Source organism: Amycolatopsis sp. NBC_01307, assembly GCF_035975215.1.
In the GTDB taxonomy this organism is placed as follows: domain Bacteria; phylum Actinomycetota; class Actinomycetes; order Mycobacteriales; family Pseudonocardiaceae; genus Amycolatopsis.
Window position 1 is genome coordinate 10,540,841 of the sequence record NZ_CP108403.1, and the last position, 16,142, is coordinate 10,556,982.

The window sequence follows — 16,142 nt, forward strand, 5'->3', positions numbered from 1 at the left end:
GTTGGGAAGACTTTCGTCGACCGCGGCCTTCGACACGGACAAGAAGGACTCCCCGCTCACGCTCGACGAGCGGAAGCTCGTGCTGTTCTTGCTGGTGAGCTTCGCCGACGATCGGGGCAGCCTCGCGGAAACGCGCCGCCGCCTGATCGAGGCCTACGGGAGCCGTGAAGGGCATTGGTGCGCCGGGAAGACCGAGGATTCGCTGCTGCACCTGTTGGCCAAGTCCATCGGTCAAGGTGCGACGAGCCCGCCGCCGTGGGAGCGGATCGTCGAGATCGTCGACGTCGCGGTGCCACTCGCTCGCCGGGGCGCCGTGCTGGGCCGGGCGGCGGCTCTGTTCGCGCGGACCGTGGGACGAGATCGCCCGGTGTGCGGCTACGAGGGGCCGTTGTCGGCGCCGGCTTGGCTGGAAGAGCCTGTTGTCACGATCGAGATGATCTTGGCCGATGGTGAAGACGGTGCTCCGGGTTTCCGTGAAGGTGTGCCGCGGGGATCCGGTGGCCCGAGCGACGCGGCGGAAGGATTCGACGACCAGCGGCGAGAGAGGCCCGTCGAGGTCCGGCCGGCCGACGCGCGGCGACATCCTATAGACGACCCGGTCGCGCTGCGGAAAGTATTGCTGGCGACCGCGAAGACGGCCAGTGAACTTGCCGATCGGGTCGAGGTGCTCAACGCCGACCTGAGATCGGAGCAGGTCGCGAACTGGCGAGGGCGGTCCGAGAATCAGCGGCTCCGGAGCTTGCTCGAGCAGTCGCTGCGGGAGAAGTGTCCGAGGGCATCCATCGACACGATCCGGCAGTTGATCAACGAGCAGCTTCGCCCGGCCGTCGTGTCGGACCTGCCGAGTCCCCGGCCGTTGCGCGGCTGATCGCCGCCGGTGGATACCTGCGCCGACCTGCAGGGGAAGTGAAAAGACACTAATGCGCAACTGGTGGAACAGTGCGGTTGCTGTTCAGTTCCGAATTAGGTGAACAATAGTTTCGGATTGCTGGCGGGCCGGGGGTTTCCGGGCAACTGATCGGCTACTTACGTTCTACTGGTCGACCCGAAAGCCGGTCGTCGCACCATGTGGTCCGTTGGTCGTGGAGCGGTTCCGGGGTGAATGGCCACCGGATAACGTCAACCGTGACACTTCGTCGACAAGAACCACGTAAAACCTGGAGGTGCTTCATGCTTGCTGATTCCCGGGCAATGGTTGTGCGACGTGCGAGGCGAGGAGGTGTGGCCGTCGGTTGCCTGGGCCCCGGCGGTGCTGAGCTTCTCGGCGTAAGACGCCTCTGTGCAGGCATTTCCCGAAGACCTCGGCGCTCGGATGCGCTGGGGCTCCTGCCGTGGGCAGGAGCCGCCGGCTGTGTAAGCAGCCCGAAAAACACAAGGAGGCCATGTGGCCGGAAAGCATCGGAAAAGGGAGGCCAGCAGGGCTGGGTGTGTGGTGATCGTGTTCATCGCCACGCCACTGTTGTTCCTGCTGGCCACCCTCGCTGATCAGGCGCACTTCCTGATCGGCTAGTCCGGCTCCTCTCCCGAAGAACCGTGGCGCGGGGCCGGAATCCGATCGTTACCCGGCCGGTCCCGCGCCACTGAGTATCGCATCTTCGCCGCTACCTGGGAACAACACTGCCCTGATGGGTGGCCCACATCGACGAACAGGACATGCCATGTCTGCCGAACACCGCGTCCGAAGCCGCCGTGTCGTCGCCGCTCGAATCCGGCTCGGTGTCCCCCGTGCCGACGGGCGCCGCGTCGGGGAACGTGACCGGCAGGTGCATTTCGTCGCGCTGCCCGCCGACATGCCGACGCCGCTCGTGCTGCATGCCCTCTGCGGTGACCCGCTGGCCCGGGACGTGACGGACTTGCTCGACTGCATCGTGGGAATGCCCTGTCTGCGGTGCTTGGCGTGTGTTCCGCACGCAACCGCCGACGCCATGAATTCGCCGTGCGGCGGCCGGCGATCGGCGTAGTTCCAGGGGTGCCGGCCACGTGCACCCACCAGTGCTCTGCTGGTGCCGATCATGATGACAACTCCGCGGCCGGCGTCGTGTCCCGAGTCGACCGTCGCGGCGCGCGCACTCCGGCGGGGTGCCTCATCGGGGCCGGGTTTGCGGATCGCCGGGCCGTCTCGAATGCCGGCGACGGCATCCCGTTCAGTCGGCCTGGGGTGGCTATTGCCGTATGGCCTCCGTGTTGTGAACCGATACTCGCACGCCCGGGCGTCGCATTCGGGTGGTGGGACTCGATATCGTCCGCGAAGTCTCGAACAATGCACGCGAAATATGCTTTCCGGATCACGAATGGAGACCGTGTTCTCGGTACATCCCCGGCGTCGGACCGACGTGCCGGTCCTCGCTCGGCGCGGGGAGACTCCTGGCGCTCTCGATGATTTCCTTACATGGCAGGCGGTCGTTTGGGAAGGGGGGTGAACCGGATGGAGTAGCGAGTGAACGGTTATCCGGCCGCGTGATTCGTCCGTTGGTTGCCAACGTGTCAACAGGACCTGTTCGCGATTAATCTGAAATGAGCCACGAAACAACTGGCGTTGCGGCGTGGTGCAATTCCCCCGCGCGGGGGATGTTGTTGAACGGTGACCTGAATCACAGTACTTGGCGGGTTTGAAAATGTACCTTTGGTGTTGTCAGGGCCGCGCGCCTCCGTAATGGGGTGTGAGCCGCGCGCGGGCACGGGGGAACCACCCTTTTGTTCCGTGCCGTCCATAAGGGCGGTGCGGTAATGAGTGTGCCCGCGATTCATCGTCGATCACGAGATACCGCCGGAGCACACATGGTCCCGTTGATCTGCCTGCCCTTCGCCGGGGCGGGCGCGAGCTTCTACCAGCCGTGGCGCAAGCTGCCCACCGAAGGCGTGGCGGTGAAGCCGCTGCAGTTGCCGGGCCGCGAACGGCTCGTGGACGAAGCGCCTTACACGGATCTGCACGCCGCGGCCGACGGTCTGCTGCCCAAGGCGATGGAGATCGCGGCCGATGGGCCGGTCGCGGTGTTCGGCCACTGCCTCGGCGCGGTCATCGCCTTCGAGCTCACCCAGCGGATGACTGCGGCCGGCGCCACCGTGCTCCACCTGTTCACCAGCGCCTCGCGTGGACCGTGGACGGGCTCGCCGCCGTGGCAGGGCAGTGCCGCGCTGAGTGACGACGAGTTCCTCAAGCTGGTCCGCGACCTCACCGGCTACTGGCACCCGGCCTTCGACATCCCCGAGATGCGTGAGCTGCTGCTGCCCGCCATCCGCGCCGACTTCCGGATGTACGAGGACTACGCACCCCGCAGCCGGCAGCCCCTCGACGTGCCGATCACGGCCGTGTGCGCCGACCACGACCTGGTCGTCTCCCACGACGAGGCCGCCCGCTGGGCCGACGCGACCACCGGCCGCTTCGAGATCCTCGACGTCACCGGTGACCACATGTACATCGCCGACGCCGCCCGCTTCGTGCTCGACCTGATCACCACGACGCTCGAGGACGTGCCCGATGCGCTTGCCCGGTAAGACCGTCGTCATCACCGGTGCCGCCCGCGGGATCGGGCGCGCCTGCGCCGTGCGCGCCGCCGAAGAGGGCGCCGACCTGGTCCTCGTGGACGTCGACGGCGAAGCCGCCGACGTGCCCTACCGCCTCGGCAACTCCGCCCAGCTGGAGACCACCGCCGAGCTGTGCCGCAAGAACGGCGCCTCGGTGCTCACGCGGCTCGCCGACGTCAGGGATCTCGGGCGGCTGCAAGAGGTCGCCGCCGACACACTCGACCGGTTCGGCCAGGTCGACGCGCTGATCAGCAACGCCGGCATCGGCGCCCCCGCGGGCAAGGCCGCGGACGGGTTCACCGAGGTCGAATGGCAGGTGCTGCTCGACGTCAACCTGTCCGGGCCGTGGCGCGCGATCAAGGCGTTCGCGCCGGATATGGTCCGCCGGGGCAGCGGCAGCATCGTCAACGTCGCCTCGACCGCCGGGCTCGTCGGCTACCGGCACTTCGCGGGTTACGTCGCTTCGAAGCACGGTGTCGTCGGCCTGACCAAGGCGGCCGCGCTGGACTACGCGCCGTCCGGGGTCCGCGTCAACGCGCTGTGTCCCGGGCCGGTGCGTGACGACCCGGAGATGGAAGGCCAGATGACGGCCGTGGTCGCGGACGCGCTCGGCATCACCTACGCCGAGCAGGAGGCCGTGTACCTCGAATCGGTACCCACCAACGTGCTCGTCGACCCGGCCGACGTCGCCGGCGCGGCCGTGTGGCTCGCGGGTGACGACTCGCGGCGGGTCACCGGCACGGTGATCACCGTCGACAGCGGCTTCGCGGCGAAGTAGAGGGAGACTCGGCATGACCGCCACCATCGACACCAGGTTCTTCGCGGACGTCGCGCCGGCTGCGGCCTCGCACAGTCTCGTCCGGCCCCTGCCCACCGGCGCCGATCCCGCCGCGCGGCTCGCGGCGCTCGCGCTGCCGCCGGGCATCCGGTTGTGGCAGGAAGACATCCCCGCGGCCGCCGCCGATCCGCTGGCCGCGAACCGCCGGGCGCGGGAGGCCCGCCGTCCGGTGGACGGCGTCCGCACACCGGCTCGCGTGCTCGTGCTGCGGTACCTCGACGGTGGCGCCGACCTCGTCGTCGTCGCGCATCGCGCGGTGTTCGACGGACAGGCGCTCGCCACGTTCGCCGACGCACTGACGAACGACGGCCACGCGCCGGACGTCCGCGTTCTCGACACGGAGTCCGCCGTCGAGCCGAAGTTTCCGCCGCCCGCGTGGGGCCTGGGCAACGCCCGCCGTGCCGGCCGACACGGCGCGGTCGGGTTCACCGCTCAGGCCGCCGGCGGGGACGCCGTGGCCGACGCCCTGCGTTCCGTCCTGGACGAGTACGGCGACACCACGCCGTTCGCGCGGCTGACCACCGGGCCCGGCGCCGCCGACGTCCTCGACCCGCCGTCCGGCGCGGCGATCGGCCTGGTCCTCCCGGAGTTCGGCGCGGGTTACCTCCCGCAGGTCGCGCCGCCGTTCCCGATCACCGTGACGTGGTCCGGCGGCACTGGCGAAATCCGCTACGACGAGGAGTACGCCGATCCGGCGGTCGCGGCCCAGCTGGCCAGGCACCTCGCCCGTCGCGTCGCGGACCCGGACGCCGCGCTCGTGGACGACGCCGAAGCGACCGCACTGGTCGCGCTCGGCCGCACCCCCGGCGAGTCCGTGCCCCGCACCATCCACGACGTGTTCGCGGAGGTGGCCCGCCGCGATCCCGGTGCGCCGGCGCTGTCGGACGACGGGACCGAGCTGACCTACGGTGAGCTGGACGCCCGGTCCGCGGTCGTCGCCGCCGGGCTGCGGGAGATCGGCGTCGAACCCGGCGACCGCGTCGGGGTCTGCCTGGACCGCACGGCCGAGCTGGTCGTGACGCTGCTCGGGGTGCTGCGAGCGGGAGCGGCGTACGTGCCGATGGATCCGGCGTACCCGGCCGAGCGGCTGTCCTACACAGTCGAGGACGCCGGGATCCGCGTGGTCGTCACGACGGCCGCCGAGTTCCCGGCCGGCGAAGGCGTGCGCCTGGTCGGGCCCGGTGACCTCGCCGGCGAGCCGGGCGAGGACGTCGCCGTCAGCCCGGACGCCGTCGCCTACGTCATCTACACGTCCGGCTCCACCGGCCGGCCGAAGGGTGTCGCGGTGCCGCACCGCAACATCGTCGCGCTGCTCGCCGCCACCACGGCCGATCTCCGGCTGCACCCGTCGGACGTCTGGACGCTGTTCCACTCCGGCGCGTTCGACTTCTCCGTGTGGGAGATCTGGGGCAGCCTGCTCACCGGCGCCCACCTGGTCGTGGTGCCGTACTGGGTGTCCCGCTCGCCGGAGGAATTCCGCGCGCTGCTGGCCGAGCGCCGTGTGACCGTGCTGAACCAGACCCCGTCGGCGTTCGCCGCGCTGCGCGACGTCGCGCTCGCCCATGCCGACGACCTCGCGGTGCGGCTGGTGGTCTTCGGTGGGGAGCCGCTGGACGTGCGGCTGCTGGAACCGTGGTTCCGCCGGTACTCCCACACGCGCTGCCGCGTTGTGAACATGTTCGGCATCACCGAAACCACGGTCCACGTGACCACGCAGACCGTGACGCCGGCGGAGATCGAGACGCGGTCACGCTCGGTCGGCCGCGCGCTGCCGGGATGGTCGGTGTCCGTGCGCGACGAGCACGGCCGGCCGAAGCCGCTGGGCGTGCCGGGGGAGATCCACGTCGGGGGCGCGGGCGTGGCGAGCCACTACCTGAACCTGCCGGACCTGACCGCGGACCGGTTCGTGCTCGACCCGGTCGACGGCGCGCGCGTGTACCGCAGCGGCGACCTCGGCGTGCTGCGGCCCGACGGCCGGCTGGACCACCTCGGCCGGATCGACAGCCAGGTCAAGCTGCGCGGGTTCCGGATCGAGCTGGGTGAGATCCAGTCCGTGCTGCTCGGCGACCCCGGCGTCGCGGCGGCGGTGGTGGTCCTGCACGACGGCGACGGCGACGCGGCAGCCGCTCGGCTCGACGCCTACTTCACCGGGACGGCCGCACCGGACGACGTCCGCCGCCGCGCCACGCGCTTCCTGCCGGAGCACATGGTGCCCTCGACGTTCACCGTCCTCGACGAGATTCCGTTGACGGTGAACGGCAAAGCCGACGTCTCGCGGCTGGTGCCGGCCGCGCCCGAGCCGGTGCCGGCCGAGGCGCCGCGTGAAGGCGGGCTGCTGGGTGACGTGCTCGCCGTGTGGCGTGAGGTGCTGGGCGGTTCCGCGATGGCCGACGACGACTTCTTCGAGACGGGTGGCAACTCGCTGCTCGCCGTCAAGCTGTCGGGTGCGCTGAAGCGAGCCGGTCTGCCGCCGGTCGCCCTGCGCGAGCTGTACGTCAACCCGACGCCGGCCGAGCTGACCGCGCTGCTCGCGACCCGGACGGAGGGCTGAGTGGGCGGGCGGCGGGTCGCCGTCGTCTACGACCTGGGCTCGGCGACCCCGCTGGAGATCCGGACCGCCGCGGGACGCGCGTGCGAGGTCGAGTTCGTCGGCGACAGCACCCGGCCCCACGTCGCGGCCGCGGCCGACGGGATCCGGCGCTTCGCCGGGTTCACCGACCTGGCCGGGCTGGACGCGGAAGGGCGGCTGAAGGCCGTCGAGGCGCTCGCTCCCGACGGTGTGGTCACCTTCAGCGAATACCGGCTGGGGGAGACCGCGGAGTACGCGGCCGCCCTCGGCCTGCCGGGGCATTCGGCGGAAGCGGTCGCGCTGCTCACGGACAAGCTCGCGCAGCGCCGGACACTCGCGGCGGTCTCGCCGGTCAGGTTCGCCGGAGCCGGTGACGTCGACGCGGCACTGGCGGCGACGGGGCTGCCCGCGGTCCTGAAGCCGCGCCGGGGCGCGGGCAGCGCGGGGACGGTGCGCGTCGACACCGCCGAGGAGCTGCGCGGTGCGCTCTCGGAGTTGCCGGTGGACGACTACCTGCTGGAACAGCTGCTGACCGGCGACCCGGCGACGGCCGGCCCGGGCTGGGGCGACTACGTCTCGGTGGAATCCGTCCATACTCCGGCCGGTTCGCGGCAGGTGTGCGTGACCGGGAAGTTCCCCCTCGACGGCTTCCGCGAGACCGGCATGCTGCTGCCTTCGACACTGTCCGAAGTGGACACCGAGGCGGTGCTGGCGCTCGACGCGACCGCGACGGCTGCGCTGGGCCTGCGGCACGGCCTCACCCACACCGAGATCAAGCTGACCCCGGACGGGCCGCGGATCATCGAGGTCAACGGCCGGCTCGGCGGCTACGTCCCCGGCATTCTCAAGCAGGCCACCGGCATCGACCTCGTGCGCGTCGCGCTGCAGGTGGCGCTCGGGCTGGAACCACGACTGCCCGAGCCGCGCTGGGCCTGCGTGACCTACCAGCTCTTCCTCACCCCCGGCGATGACGGCGTGCTGGCCCGCGTCGACGGGGCGGACGAGCTGGCCTCGTTGCCCGGGGTGCAGCGGGTCGATCTGCGGGCCCGGGCCGGCGACCACGTCGATCGGCGCGCCGGCACCCAAGCCCTGCTCGGCGTGGTGCACGGCATCGCGCCGGACCACGACACCCTGGCCCGGACCGCCCGGCGCATGACCGAGGTGTTCCGGCCGATCTTCGAGGGGAGTTCCCGATGAGCACCGAAGCCCTGGCACCGCCGGCGGCGGCGTTCGGCCCGGTCGGGCCGTATCCGTCCGGCGAAGACGTCGCGACGCTGTTCCTGCGCCAGGCCGCCGCGGTGCCCGACGCGCCCGCCGTCACGAGCGGGGCGGCCACGCTGACCTACGGCGAGCTCGCGCAGCGTTCCGAGCGGCTGGCGGGCGCGCTCGCCGCGCACGGCGTCGGCGCCGGCAACCTCGTCGCCGTGCGGCTGGGCCGTGGCGTCGACTGGGTCGTCGCCAACCTCGCCGTGCTCCGCGCGGGCGGTGCGTACCTGCCGATCGACCCGGCGGAGCCCGCTCCGCGCGTCGCTCAGCTGCTCGCGGACAGCGGGGCCGTGCTCGTCCTCGACGGAAGCCCGCTGACGGGGGCGGCGCCGTTGCCGGCCCGGATCCCGGCCACCGGGCCGGCCTACGTCATGTACACCTCGGGCAGCACCGGGCGGCCCAAGGGCGTACTGGTCAGCCACCGCAACATCACGCGGCTGGTGTGCGGCACCGACTTTGCCGACCTCACCGCGCCCCGCATCCTGCAGACCGGCGCGGTGTCCTTCGACGCCACCACGTTCGAGCTGTGGGGCGCGCTGCTCAACGGCGGCACCGTCGTGCTGCCCGACGGCGACGTCCTCGACGCCGTGCACCTCGGCGCCCAGCTCCGCACGCACGCGATCACCACGATGTGGCTCACGTCCGCGCTGTTCAGCCGGCTCGCCACCGCCGACCCCGCGGTGTTCGCGCCGCTGCGTGACCTGCTGGTCGGGGGCGACGTCGTGGCCGGCGAGCACGTGGCCGCCGTGCAGCGCGCGTGCCCGGCCCTGCGCGTGACCAACGGGTACGGCCCGACGGAGAACACCACCTTCTCCACGACGCACCTGATCAACCCGGCCGACACCGCGGGCCCGCTCCCGATCGGCCGCCCGCTCGCCAACTCCAGCGCGTACGTGCTGGACGACGAGCTGCGTCCGGTGGCCGACGGCGAGCCGGGCGAGCTGTACGTCGGCGGCGACGGCGTGGCGCTGGGCTACCTCGGCCGCCCGGACCTGACCGCGGCGGCGTTCCTCGACGACCCGTTCCGGCCTGGCGGCCGGATGTACCGCACGGGCGATCTCGCCCGCCACCGGGCCGACGGTGCCCTGGAGTTCCTCGGCCGCCGCGACGGCCAGGTGAAAGTCCGCGGGTTCCGCATCGAACCCGGCGAGGTCGAAGCCGCACTGCGTGCCGAAGACGGCGTGACCGGCGCCGTCGTCATCGCCCGGGAACGCGAGACGCCGGGGGAGAAGTACCTCGTCGCGTACGTGACCGGCGACGGCTTCCTCGATCCGGTGGAGCTGCGCACAGCGCTCGCCGCGCGGCTGCCCGCTCACCTCGTCCCCGGGCACGTGCTGGAACTGGACGCCTTCCCCCTGACCGCGCACGGCAAGGTGGATCGCGCCGCGCTGCCGGATCCAGCGGAGTTCGCCGGCCTGCCCGCGGAGTTCGTGCCGCCGCGCGACACAGCCGAGCAGCGGCTCGCCGAAATCTGGCAGGACGTGCTCGGCCGGCCCGCGGTGGGCGTGCTGGATTCGCTGTTCGACCTCGGGGTGGACTCGCTCACCGCGGCCACCCTGGCCGCCCGCACGCGCGGCGCGTTCGGCTGCGCACTGTCCACAGGGGACGTGCTCGAGCACCCGACCATCGAGGCGCTCGCCCAGCTGGTCGGCGGCCCCGCGCCGGAAGCCGTCACCCACGCCACCGGCTCACGGCACCCGCTGACCCCGCAGCAGCGGCCGTTGTACGCGGCGCAGCAACGGGACCCGGGTACCGTCCGCTACAACGTGCCCATCGTGCTGGAGACCGCGGGTGCCGACCACACGCGGATGCAGGACGCCCTGCGGGAGCTGGTCGCTCGCCACGACGCGCTGCGCACCACCTTCGTCCTGGTGGACGAACCGGAGCAGGTGGTCACGGACCACGCCGAGGTCGTGCTCGAACGCCGGACCGGGGCCCCGGTGGCCGCCGAGCTGATCCGGCCGTTGGACCTGACCACGGCGCCGCTGCTGCACGCGTCGCTGCACGACGACCGCGTCCTGTTCTTGGACTTCCACCACCTGGTGGTCGACGGCACGTCCCTCGCCCAGATCGTCCGCGAGCTGGACTCGCTGTACCGCGGCGAATCGCTGCCCACGCCCGCGCACCAGTACGCGGACTTCGCCGCCCCGGTGCCGGACGTCGAGTACTGGCGTGAGGTCCATGCGGAGCCGTTGCCGCCCCTCACGCTGCCGGTGGACCGCGACCCCGAGGTTCGCACGTACGCGGGCGCCACGATGGACGTCCACTTCGGACCGGAACGGACGGCCGCGTTGCGCGCCTGCGCCACGCGGTGCTCGACCACGTTGTTCGCACCGCTCTTCGCCGCGTACAGCGTGTTCCTGGCTACGGTCACCGGGGTACCGGACCATGTCGTCGCGGTGCCCTCCGCCGGGCAGGGCGGCGCGGGCACGGTCGGCATGTTCGCGCAGACGCTCGGCTTGCGCACCCGCCCCGCCGGTTCGTTCGACGCCTTCACCGCGGAGGTCACCCGCACCACGCGGGAAGCGACCGCCCGCGGTCCGGCGCCGGACGGCCCGGTGCCCGCCACGATGTTCGCGCTGCAGAACGCCGGGCTGCTCGACGTCGAGTTCCTCGGCGAGCGCGTCGCGCTGCGGCCGTTGTTCCCGGGGCAGACGATGTTCGACCTGAACCTGCAGGTGTACGAGGAGGACGGCGACCTGCGCGCGGAGTGGGAGTACGCCACCGAGCGCTTCGACCCGGGCACCGCCGCCGCATTCCGGACCCTGCTGCTGGCGACCGTCGACCGGCTCCTCGCCGCGCCCGGCGCCGAGGTGCTGCCCGCCGCGCCGGCACCGGTCCCCGCCCCGCCCGTACCCGACTTCGACCTCTGAAGAACCGAGGAACACCGTGACTGCCGACCTGACCACGGGCGAGCGGAAGATCGCCGCCGCCTCCCGCACCGCCGCCGCCGGGTTCTGGCGCACCCTGCTGGCCGACGCACCGGTGAGCACGTTCCCCTTCGACCGGGCCTCGGCCGAGCGGTCTGCCGCGGCCGAACCGGCGGCGACGCTGCCGGTCGAGTCCGCCTTGGCTGCGCGCCTGGCCGCGGTGAGCCGCGGCGACGGTGAAGCGCTGCACGTCGTCCTGCTGGCCGCGACGCTGGCATTGCTGCGCGAGTACACCGGCTCCGCCGACCTGCTCGTGTCCCGGCCGCCCGCGGGCGAGGCGCTGGCGCGGCTGGTGCCGGTCCGGCACCGGTTCACCGACGGCGAGACCTTCCGGTCCCTGCTGGGCGCCCTGCGCACGTGCGTGCCGGAATCGCTGGCGCACCAGGACTTCCCGATCGAGCTGACCGGCGAGGCCGACGTGGCCGTGGCCCTCGGCGGCGAGCCGGTCGTGTTCACCGCCGACGTCGTGGTGCACTACCGGCCCGGCGCCGAACCGGTGCTGGGCATCCACGTCGACCCGGCTCGCTACACCGCGGCTTCTGCTCGCCGCCTCGGCGAGCACTTCCTGCGGCTGCTCACCGCCGCGCTGGCCGACCCGGACGCGCCGCTTATCGCGCTCGACCTGCTCGGCGACGACGACCGCGCGCTGATCGCCGCCACCAACGACACCACCCGCGAGTTCCCCGCCGACGTCACGCTGCCGGAGCTGTTCGCGCGGACCGCCGCGACGCGGCCCGACGCCGTCGCGATAGCCGGCGGACTCACGTTCGCCGAGCTGGACGGCGCCGCGAACCGGCTCGCGCACCGGCTGCGGGAGCACGGGACCGGTCGCGAGAGCATCGTCGCGGTGGCCGCCGAACGGTCGCCGGAGATGCTGGTCGCCATCCTCGCCGTGCTCAAGGCGGGCGCGGCGTACCTGCCGCTCGACCCGGCGCTGCCGGCCGCCCGGATCGCGTACGTGCTCGACGACAGCAAGGCCACCCTGGTGCTGGCCACGGCCGGCGTCGAGCTGCCGGACGGCGTCACGCGGCTCGACCTCACCGGCGCCGCCGAACTCGGGCCCGCGGTGGCGCCCCCGGCGCCCGGCGCCCCGGGTGACGCCGCCTACGTCATCTACACCTCCGGCTCGACGGGGCGGCCCAAGGGCGTCGTCGTCGAGCACCGCAGCGTGGTGAACCGGCTGCACTGGATGCAACGCGCTTACCCGATCGGGCCGGGCGACGTGATCCTGCAGAAGACGCCGGTCTCGTTCGACGTCTCGGTGTGGGAACTGTTCTGGTGGCTGATCGAGGGCGCGTCGGTGTGCCTGCTGGAGCCCGGCGGCGAGCGAGAGCCCGAAGCGATCGTGTCCGCGGTCGAGGAACACGGTGTCACCGTGCTGCACTTCGTGCCCACGATGCTCGGGGCGTTCCTCGGTTACCTCACCGACGGTTCCCGGCTGGCGTCGCTGCGCCGGGTGTTCGCCAGTGGTGAGGCACTGGGCGCGCACCACGTCCGTCGTTTCCACGAGCTGCTCGGTGCCGAGCTGGTGAACCTGTACGGGCCCACGGAGGCGACCGTCGACGTCAGCCACCACGTCACGGTGCCCGGCGAGGACGTCGTGCCGATCGGGCTGCCGATCGACAACACCTCGCTGCACGTGCTCGACGAGCACCTGCGCGAACGTCCCGTCGGGGTGCCCGGCGAGCTGTACATCACCGGCGCCGGTCTCGCCCGCGGCTACCTGCACCGCGCCGAGCTGACCGCCGAGCGCTTCCCGGTCGTGCGGGGGCAGCGCGCGTACCGCACCGGCGACCTGGTGCGCCGGCTCCCGGACGGCGAGCTGGAGTACCTGGGACGCAACGACTTCCAGGTCAAGATCCGCGGCTACCGGATCGAGCTGGGCGAGATCGAGCAGCGCCTGCGCGAGTACCCGGGCGTGACCGACTCCGCGGTCGTCGTCCGCACGAACGCCGACGGCCAGCCGCACCTGTACAGCTACGTCGTGGCGGCGTCGGCCGGCGAGGACGACCTGCGGGCCGCGCTCGCCGGCGATCTGCCCGGGTACATGGTGCCCGAGCGGATCGTGGTACTGGACGGCTTCCCGTTCTCGCCCAACGGAAAGCTCGACCGCGACGCGCTGCCGGAGCCGCTCGCCGCGACCGGCGCCCGCGTCGCCCCGCGCACCGAAGAAGAGCGGGTGCTCGCCGGGATCTGGGCCGAGGTGCTGGGCGTCGACGAGGTCGGCGTCACCGACGGCTTCTTCGCGCTCGGCGGCACCTCGATCCACTTCGTGTCGGTGCTCGCCCGCGCCCGCCGTCACGGGCTCGACTTCACGTTCCAGCAGCTGTTCCGCCACCCGACCGTCGAGGCACTCGTGGCGCACGCCCACGAGGTCGCCGACGGGGACGTCGCGCCCGCGGAATTCGCGCCGTTCTCCCTCATCACGGCCGAGGACCAGGCGAAGCTGCCCGCCGACGTCGAGGACGCGTACCCGATGTCGATGCTGCAGTCCGGCCTGATCTACCAGTCGGAGATCATGCGAGGCAACACCAGCTACCACGACATCATCAGCTACCTCATCCGCAGCAGCGTCGACACCGACGTGTTTCGCGAAGCCGTCCGGATCCTGGTGGCGCAGAACCCCATCCTGCGCACCAGCTACCACCTGTCGGGCTACTCGGACTACCTGCAACTCGTGCACCGCGAGGCCGGCGAGCTGCCACTGGTCGTCGAGGACCTGCGGGACGTCGCGGACCAGGACGCCTGGTACGAGCGGTGGTTCGCCGAGGAGCAGAACCGGCCGTTCGCCTGGGAAGAGCCAGGCCTGGTGCGGCTGCACGTCCACGTGCTGTCCGACGGGCTCTACCGCTACAGCTACAGCCAGCACAACTCCGCACTCGACGGCTGGAGCATCAACCAGCTCCACACCCGCCTGTTCGAGATCTACTACGCGCTGCGCGACACCGGCGCTTACACCGGCACGCCGGTCGCCAACCACCTGCGCAACTTCATCGGCCTGGAGCAGTACTCCCTCGGCTCGGCGGCCCACCACGGCTTCTGGCAGCAGGAACTCGCCGAGCGCCCGGACACGGTCGTGCCGCGCCTGCGCGAGCCCGACCCCGCGCGTGACCTGGACGTGGTGTTCGAAGACATCCCGCTGCCGGACGGGCTTTCGGGCCGCGTGGTGGCGCTGGCGGACCGGCTCGGCGTGCCGGTGAAGAGTGTGCTGCTCGCCTCCCACATGCGGGTGCACACGCTGCTGTGCGGCGACGTCGACGTCCTCACCGGGTACGAACACGCCGGCCGTCCCGAGCTGCCGGACGCCGACCGCGCGCTCGGCGTCTTCCTCAACAGCATGCCGTTCCGGATGCGCGTGGCCCCGGGCAGCTGGGCGGACCTCGTCCGGCAGGCCTACGAGACCGAGGCCCGCACGCTGCCCTACCGCCGGTACCCGATGGCGAAGGTGAAGCAGGACTTCCGGACCACGGAGCCCCTGTTCGAAACGGTCTTCAACTTCACGCACTTCTACTCGCTCAAGGAGCTGAAGAAGCTGCCGGAGTTCGCGCTGCTCGACGTCCGCGCCGCAGCGATCACCGAGTTCCCGCTGCGGACCGAGTACTCGCGGCACTTCTACACCGACGAGGTGCAGCTCAGCCTGCATTACCACACGGCCGTCTTCGACGCCGACCACATCCGGCGCATCGGCGGGTACTTCGTGCGCGTCCTCGAGGCGATGACCGCGACGCCGGACGCCGACCACGAGACCACCGTGCTGCTGGGCGCTGAGGAACTCGCGCTCATCGAGGCGTTCTCGGCCGTGGACGGGGTGTCCGTGCGCGACACCCGCGGGCTGCCGGTGCCGGTGGGCACGCCGGGGACGCTGCCGGACGGCCGTCGCGGACGCCGGCTGTCCGACGGTTCGCTGGCGGTGGCGACGCCGGCTGGGCCCGTCGAGACCGCGGCTCCGGACGTCATGGAGCCACTGGCATCTGACGCGGCCTTGCGCCAGGTGCGAGACGTGTGGGCCGAGGTCTTGGAAGCCGACGCCGAGACCATCGAGGTCGAGGACGACTTCTTCGAGATCGGAGGCAGCTCCCTCGCCGCGATGCGCGTGGTGCTGCTGCTCGACGGCTTGGTGACGCTGCGGGAGGTGATGCGCTGCTCCCGCCTCGGCGAACTCGCCGAAGCCGTCGACCGGGCGTCCGCCGCGGAGACCGGGCTGCTGGTCCCGCTGTCCGACGTGGCCACGCCCGTCGCGCACCTGGTGTGCGTGCCCTACGCGGGCGGCAACGCGGTGCACTTCAAGCCCGTCGCCGACGCGATGCGCACCGCCCACCCGGGCGTCGCCGTGCACGCGGTCGAGCTGCCCGGCCACGCGCCTGGGTCCACTGTGGACGATCTGCTCCCGTTCGCGGAGATCGCCGCGCGGGTCGCCGACGAGATCACCGCCTCGCTCGCCGGCCCGGTCGTCGTCTGGGGTCACTGCGTGGGTTCGGCGCTCGCGATCGAGGTCAGCCGCCAGTTGCGGGACCGCGGCCGCGAGGTCGGGCACCTGTTCCTCGCCGCGAAGCTGCTGCCACAGCCCTCCGAGATCCGTGAGACGCTGGCGAACGCCGAGGTGCTCACCTTCGACGACATCCGCGGCTGGCTCGCGGAGTGGACGGGATCCGACTCGTTCGGCGACCTCGGCGCGGAGTTCGAGCAGCTGCTGACCCGCGCGTTCCGGCACGATTCGCTGACCGCCAACGGTTTCCTGCTGGAGGCGGCCGAGCCGCCGCTCGACGTCCCCGCCACGCTGGTCATCGCCGCCGACGACCCGGTGACCGAAGGTTTCGCCGACACCCACGCCGAGTGGGGCCGCCTGGTCGCCGAACCCGAGCTGCACGTCCTCGCGAACGGCGGCCACTACTTCACCCGCACCCGGCCGGCCGACATCGCGGCGCTCGTCGCGGGGAAGCTCACGCCGTGACCGGCAAGCGAGGTGGCCGTCGCACCGGGGTTTCGGTGCCTACGCGGCGCCGAGATCGTCTTG

Annotated in this window: 9 protein-coding genes; 8 read left to right on the top strand and 1 reads right to left on the bottom strand. The window is 71.8% G+C overall.

Annotated elements, in window-relative coordinates; translation table 11 throughout:
• The first annotated feature begins 1 nt into the window (after position 1).
• Together OG439_RS47640 and OG439_RS47645 are read left to right on the top strand one after the other, a co-directional pair.
• Complete coding sequence (locus tag OG439_RS47640) at positions 2 to 868, top strand: hypothetical protein (protein WP_326946901.1); 867 nt, start codon at positions 2 to 4, stop codon at positions 866 to 868.
• A gap of 516 nt (positions 869 to 1,384) precedes the next feature.
• Positions 1,385 to 1,510, top strand: a complete 126-nt coding sequence (locus tag OG439_RS47645; protein ID WP_326946902.1) for a hypothetical protein — start codon at positions 1,385 to 1,387, stop codon at positions 1,508 to 1,510.
• Positions 1,511 to 1,601: 91 nt separating this feature from the next.
• Here the strand turns inward: OG439_RS47645 and OG439_RS47650 are convergent, their stop codons facing one another.
• Positions 1,602 to 1,814: a hypothetical protein gene (locus OG439_RS47650; RefSeq protein ID WP_326946903.1), complete on the bottom strand. Its 213-nt coding sequence runs from the start codon at positions 1,812 to 1,814 to the stop codon at positions 1,602 to 1,604.
• Between the two features lie 964 nt (positions 1,815 to 2,778).
• Between OG439_RS47650 and OG439_RS47655 the strand changes: the two genes are divergently transcribed.
• Genes OG439_RS47655 through OG439_RS47680 form a run of 6 tightly spaced genes read left to right on the top strand, consistent with a single transcriptional unit; the run spans position 2,779 to position 16,079 of the window.
• Positions 2,779 to 3,495 (top strand): thioesterase II family protein, encoded by a 717-nt coding sequence (locus tag OG439_RS47655; protein WP_326946904.1) that lies wholly within the window; start codon positions 2,779 to 2,781, stop codon positions 3,493 to 3,495.
• Entirely contained in the window at positions 3,479 to 4,303 is an 825-nt protein-coding gene (locus OG439_RS47660; protein ID WP_326946905.1) for an SDR family oxidoreductase, read from the top strand. The genes OG439_RS47655 and OG439_RS47660 overlap by 17 nt, the downstream gene beginning before the upstream one ends.
• Positions 4,304 to 4,316: 13 nt before the next feature.
• Complete coding sequence (locus OG439_RS47665; RefSeq protein WP_326946906.1) at positions 4,317 to 6,914, top strand: non-ribosomal peptide synthetase; 2,598 nt, start codon at positions 4,317 to 4,319, stop codon at positions 6,912 to 6,914.
• Positions 6,915 to 8,129: an ATP-grasp domain-containing protein gene (locus tag OG439_RS47670; protein WP_326946907.1), complete on the top strand. Its 1,215-nt coding sequence runs from the start codon at positions 6,915 to 6,917 to the stop codon at positions 8,127 to 8,129. It abuts the gene before it with no gap.
• Positions 8,126 to 11,071: an amino acid adenylation domain-containing protein gene (locus tag OG439_RS47675; RefSeq protein ID WP_326946908.1), complete on the top strand. Its 2,946-nt coding sequence runs from the start codon at positions 8,126 to 8,128 to the stop codon at positions 11,069 to 11,071. Before OG439_RS47670 ends, OG439_RS47675 begins: the two co-directional genes overlap by 4 nt.
• 16 nt (positions 11,072 to 11,087) lie before the next feature.
• Positions 11,088 to 16,079, top strand: a complete 4,992-nt coding sequence (locus OG439_RS47680; RefSeq protein WP_326946909.1) for a non-ribosomal peptide synthetase — start codon at positions 11,088 to 11,090, stop codon at positions 16,077 to 16,079.
• The last annotated feature ends 63 nt before the right edge of the window (positions 16,080 to 16,142 follow it).

Excerpts from the sequence above, each read along its gene's own strand:
- OG439_RS47650 (WP_326946903.1), bottom strand. The coding sequence starts at position 1,814 with ATGCAGCACGAGCGGCGTCGGCATGTCGGCGGGCAGCGCGACGAAATG.
- OG439_RS47655 (WP_326946904.1), top strand. The coding sequence starts at position 2,779 with ATGGTCCCGTTGATCTGCCTGCCCTTCGCCGGGGCGGGCGCGAGCTTC.
- OG439_RS47660 (WP_326946905.1), top strand. The coding sequence starts at position 3,479 with ATGCGCTTGCCCGGTAAGACCGTCGTCATCACCGGTGCCGCCCGCGGG.
- OG439_RS47665 (WP_326946906.1), top strand. The coding sequence starts at position 4,317 with ATGACCGCCACCATCGACACCAGGTTCTTCGCGGACGTCGCGCCGGCT.
- OG439_RS47675 (WP_326946908.1), top strand. The coding sequence starts at position 8,126 with ATGAGCACCGAAGCCCTGGCACCGCCGGCGGCGGCGTTCGGCCCGGTC.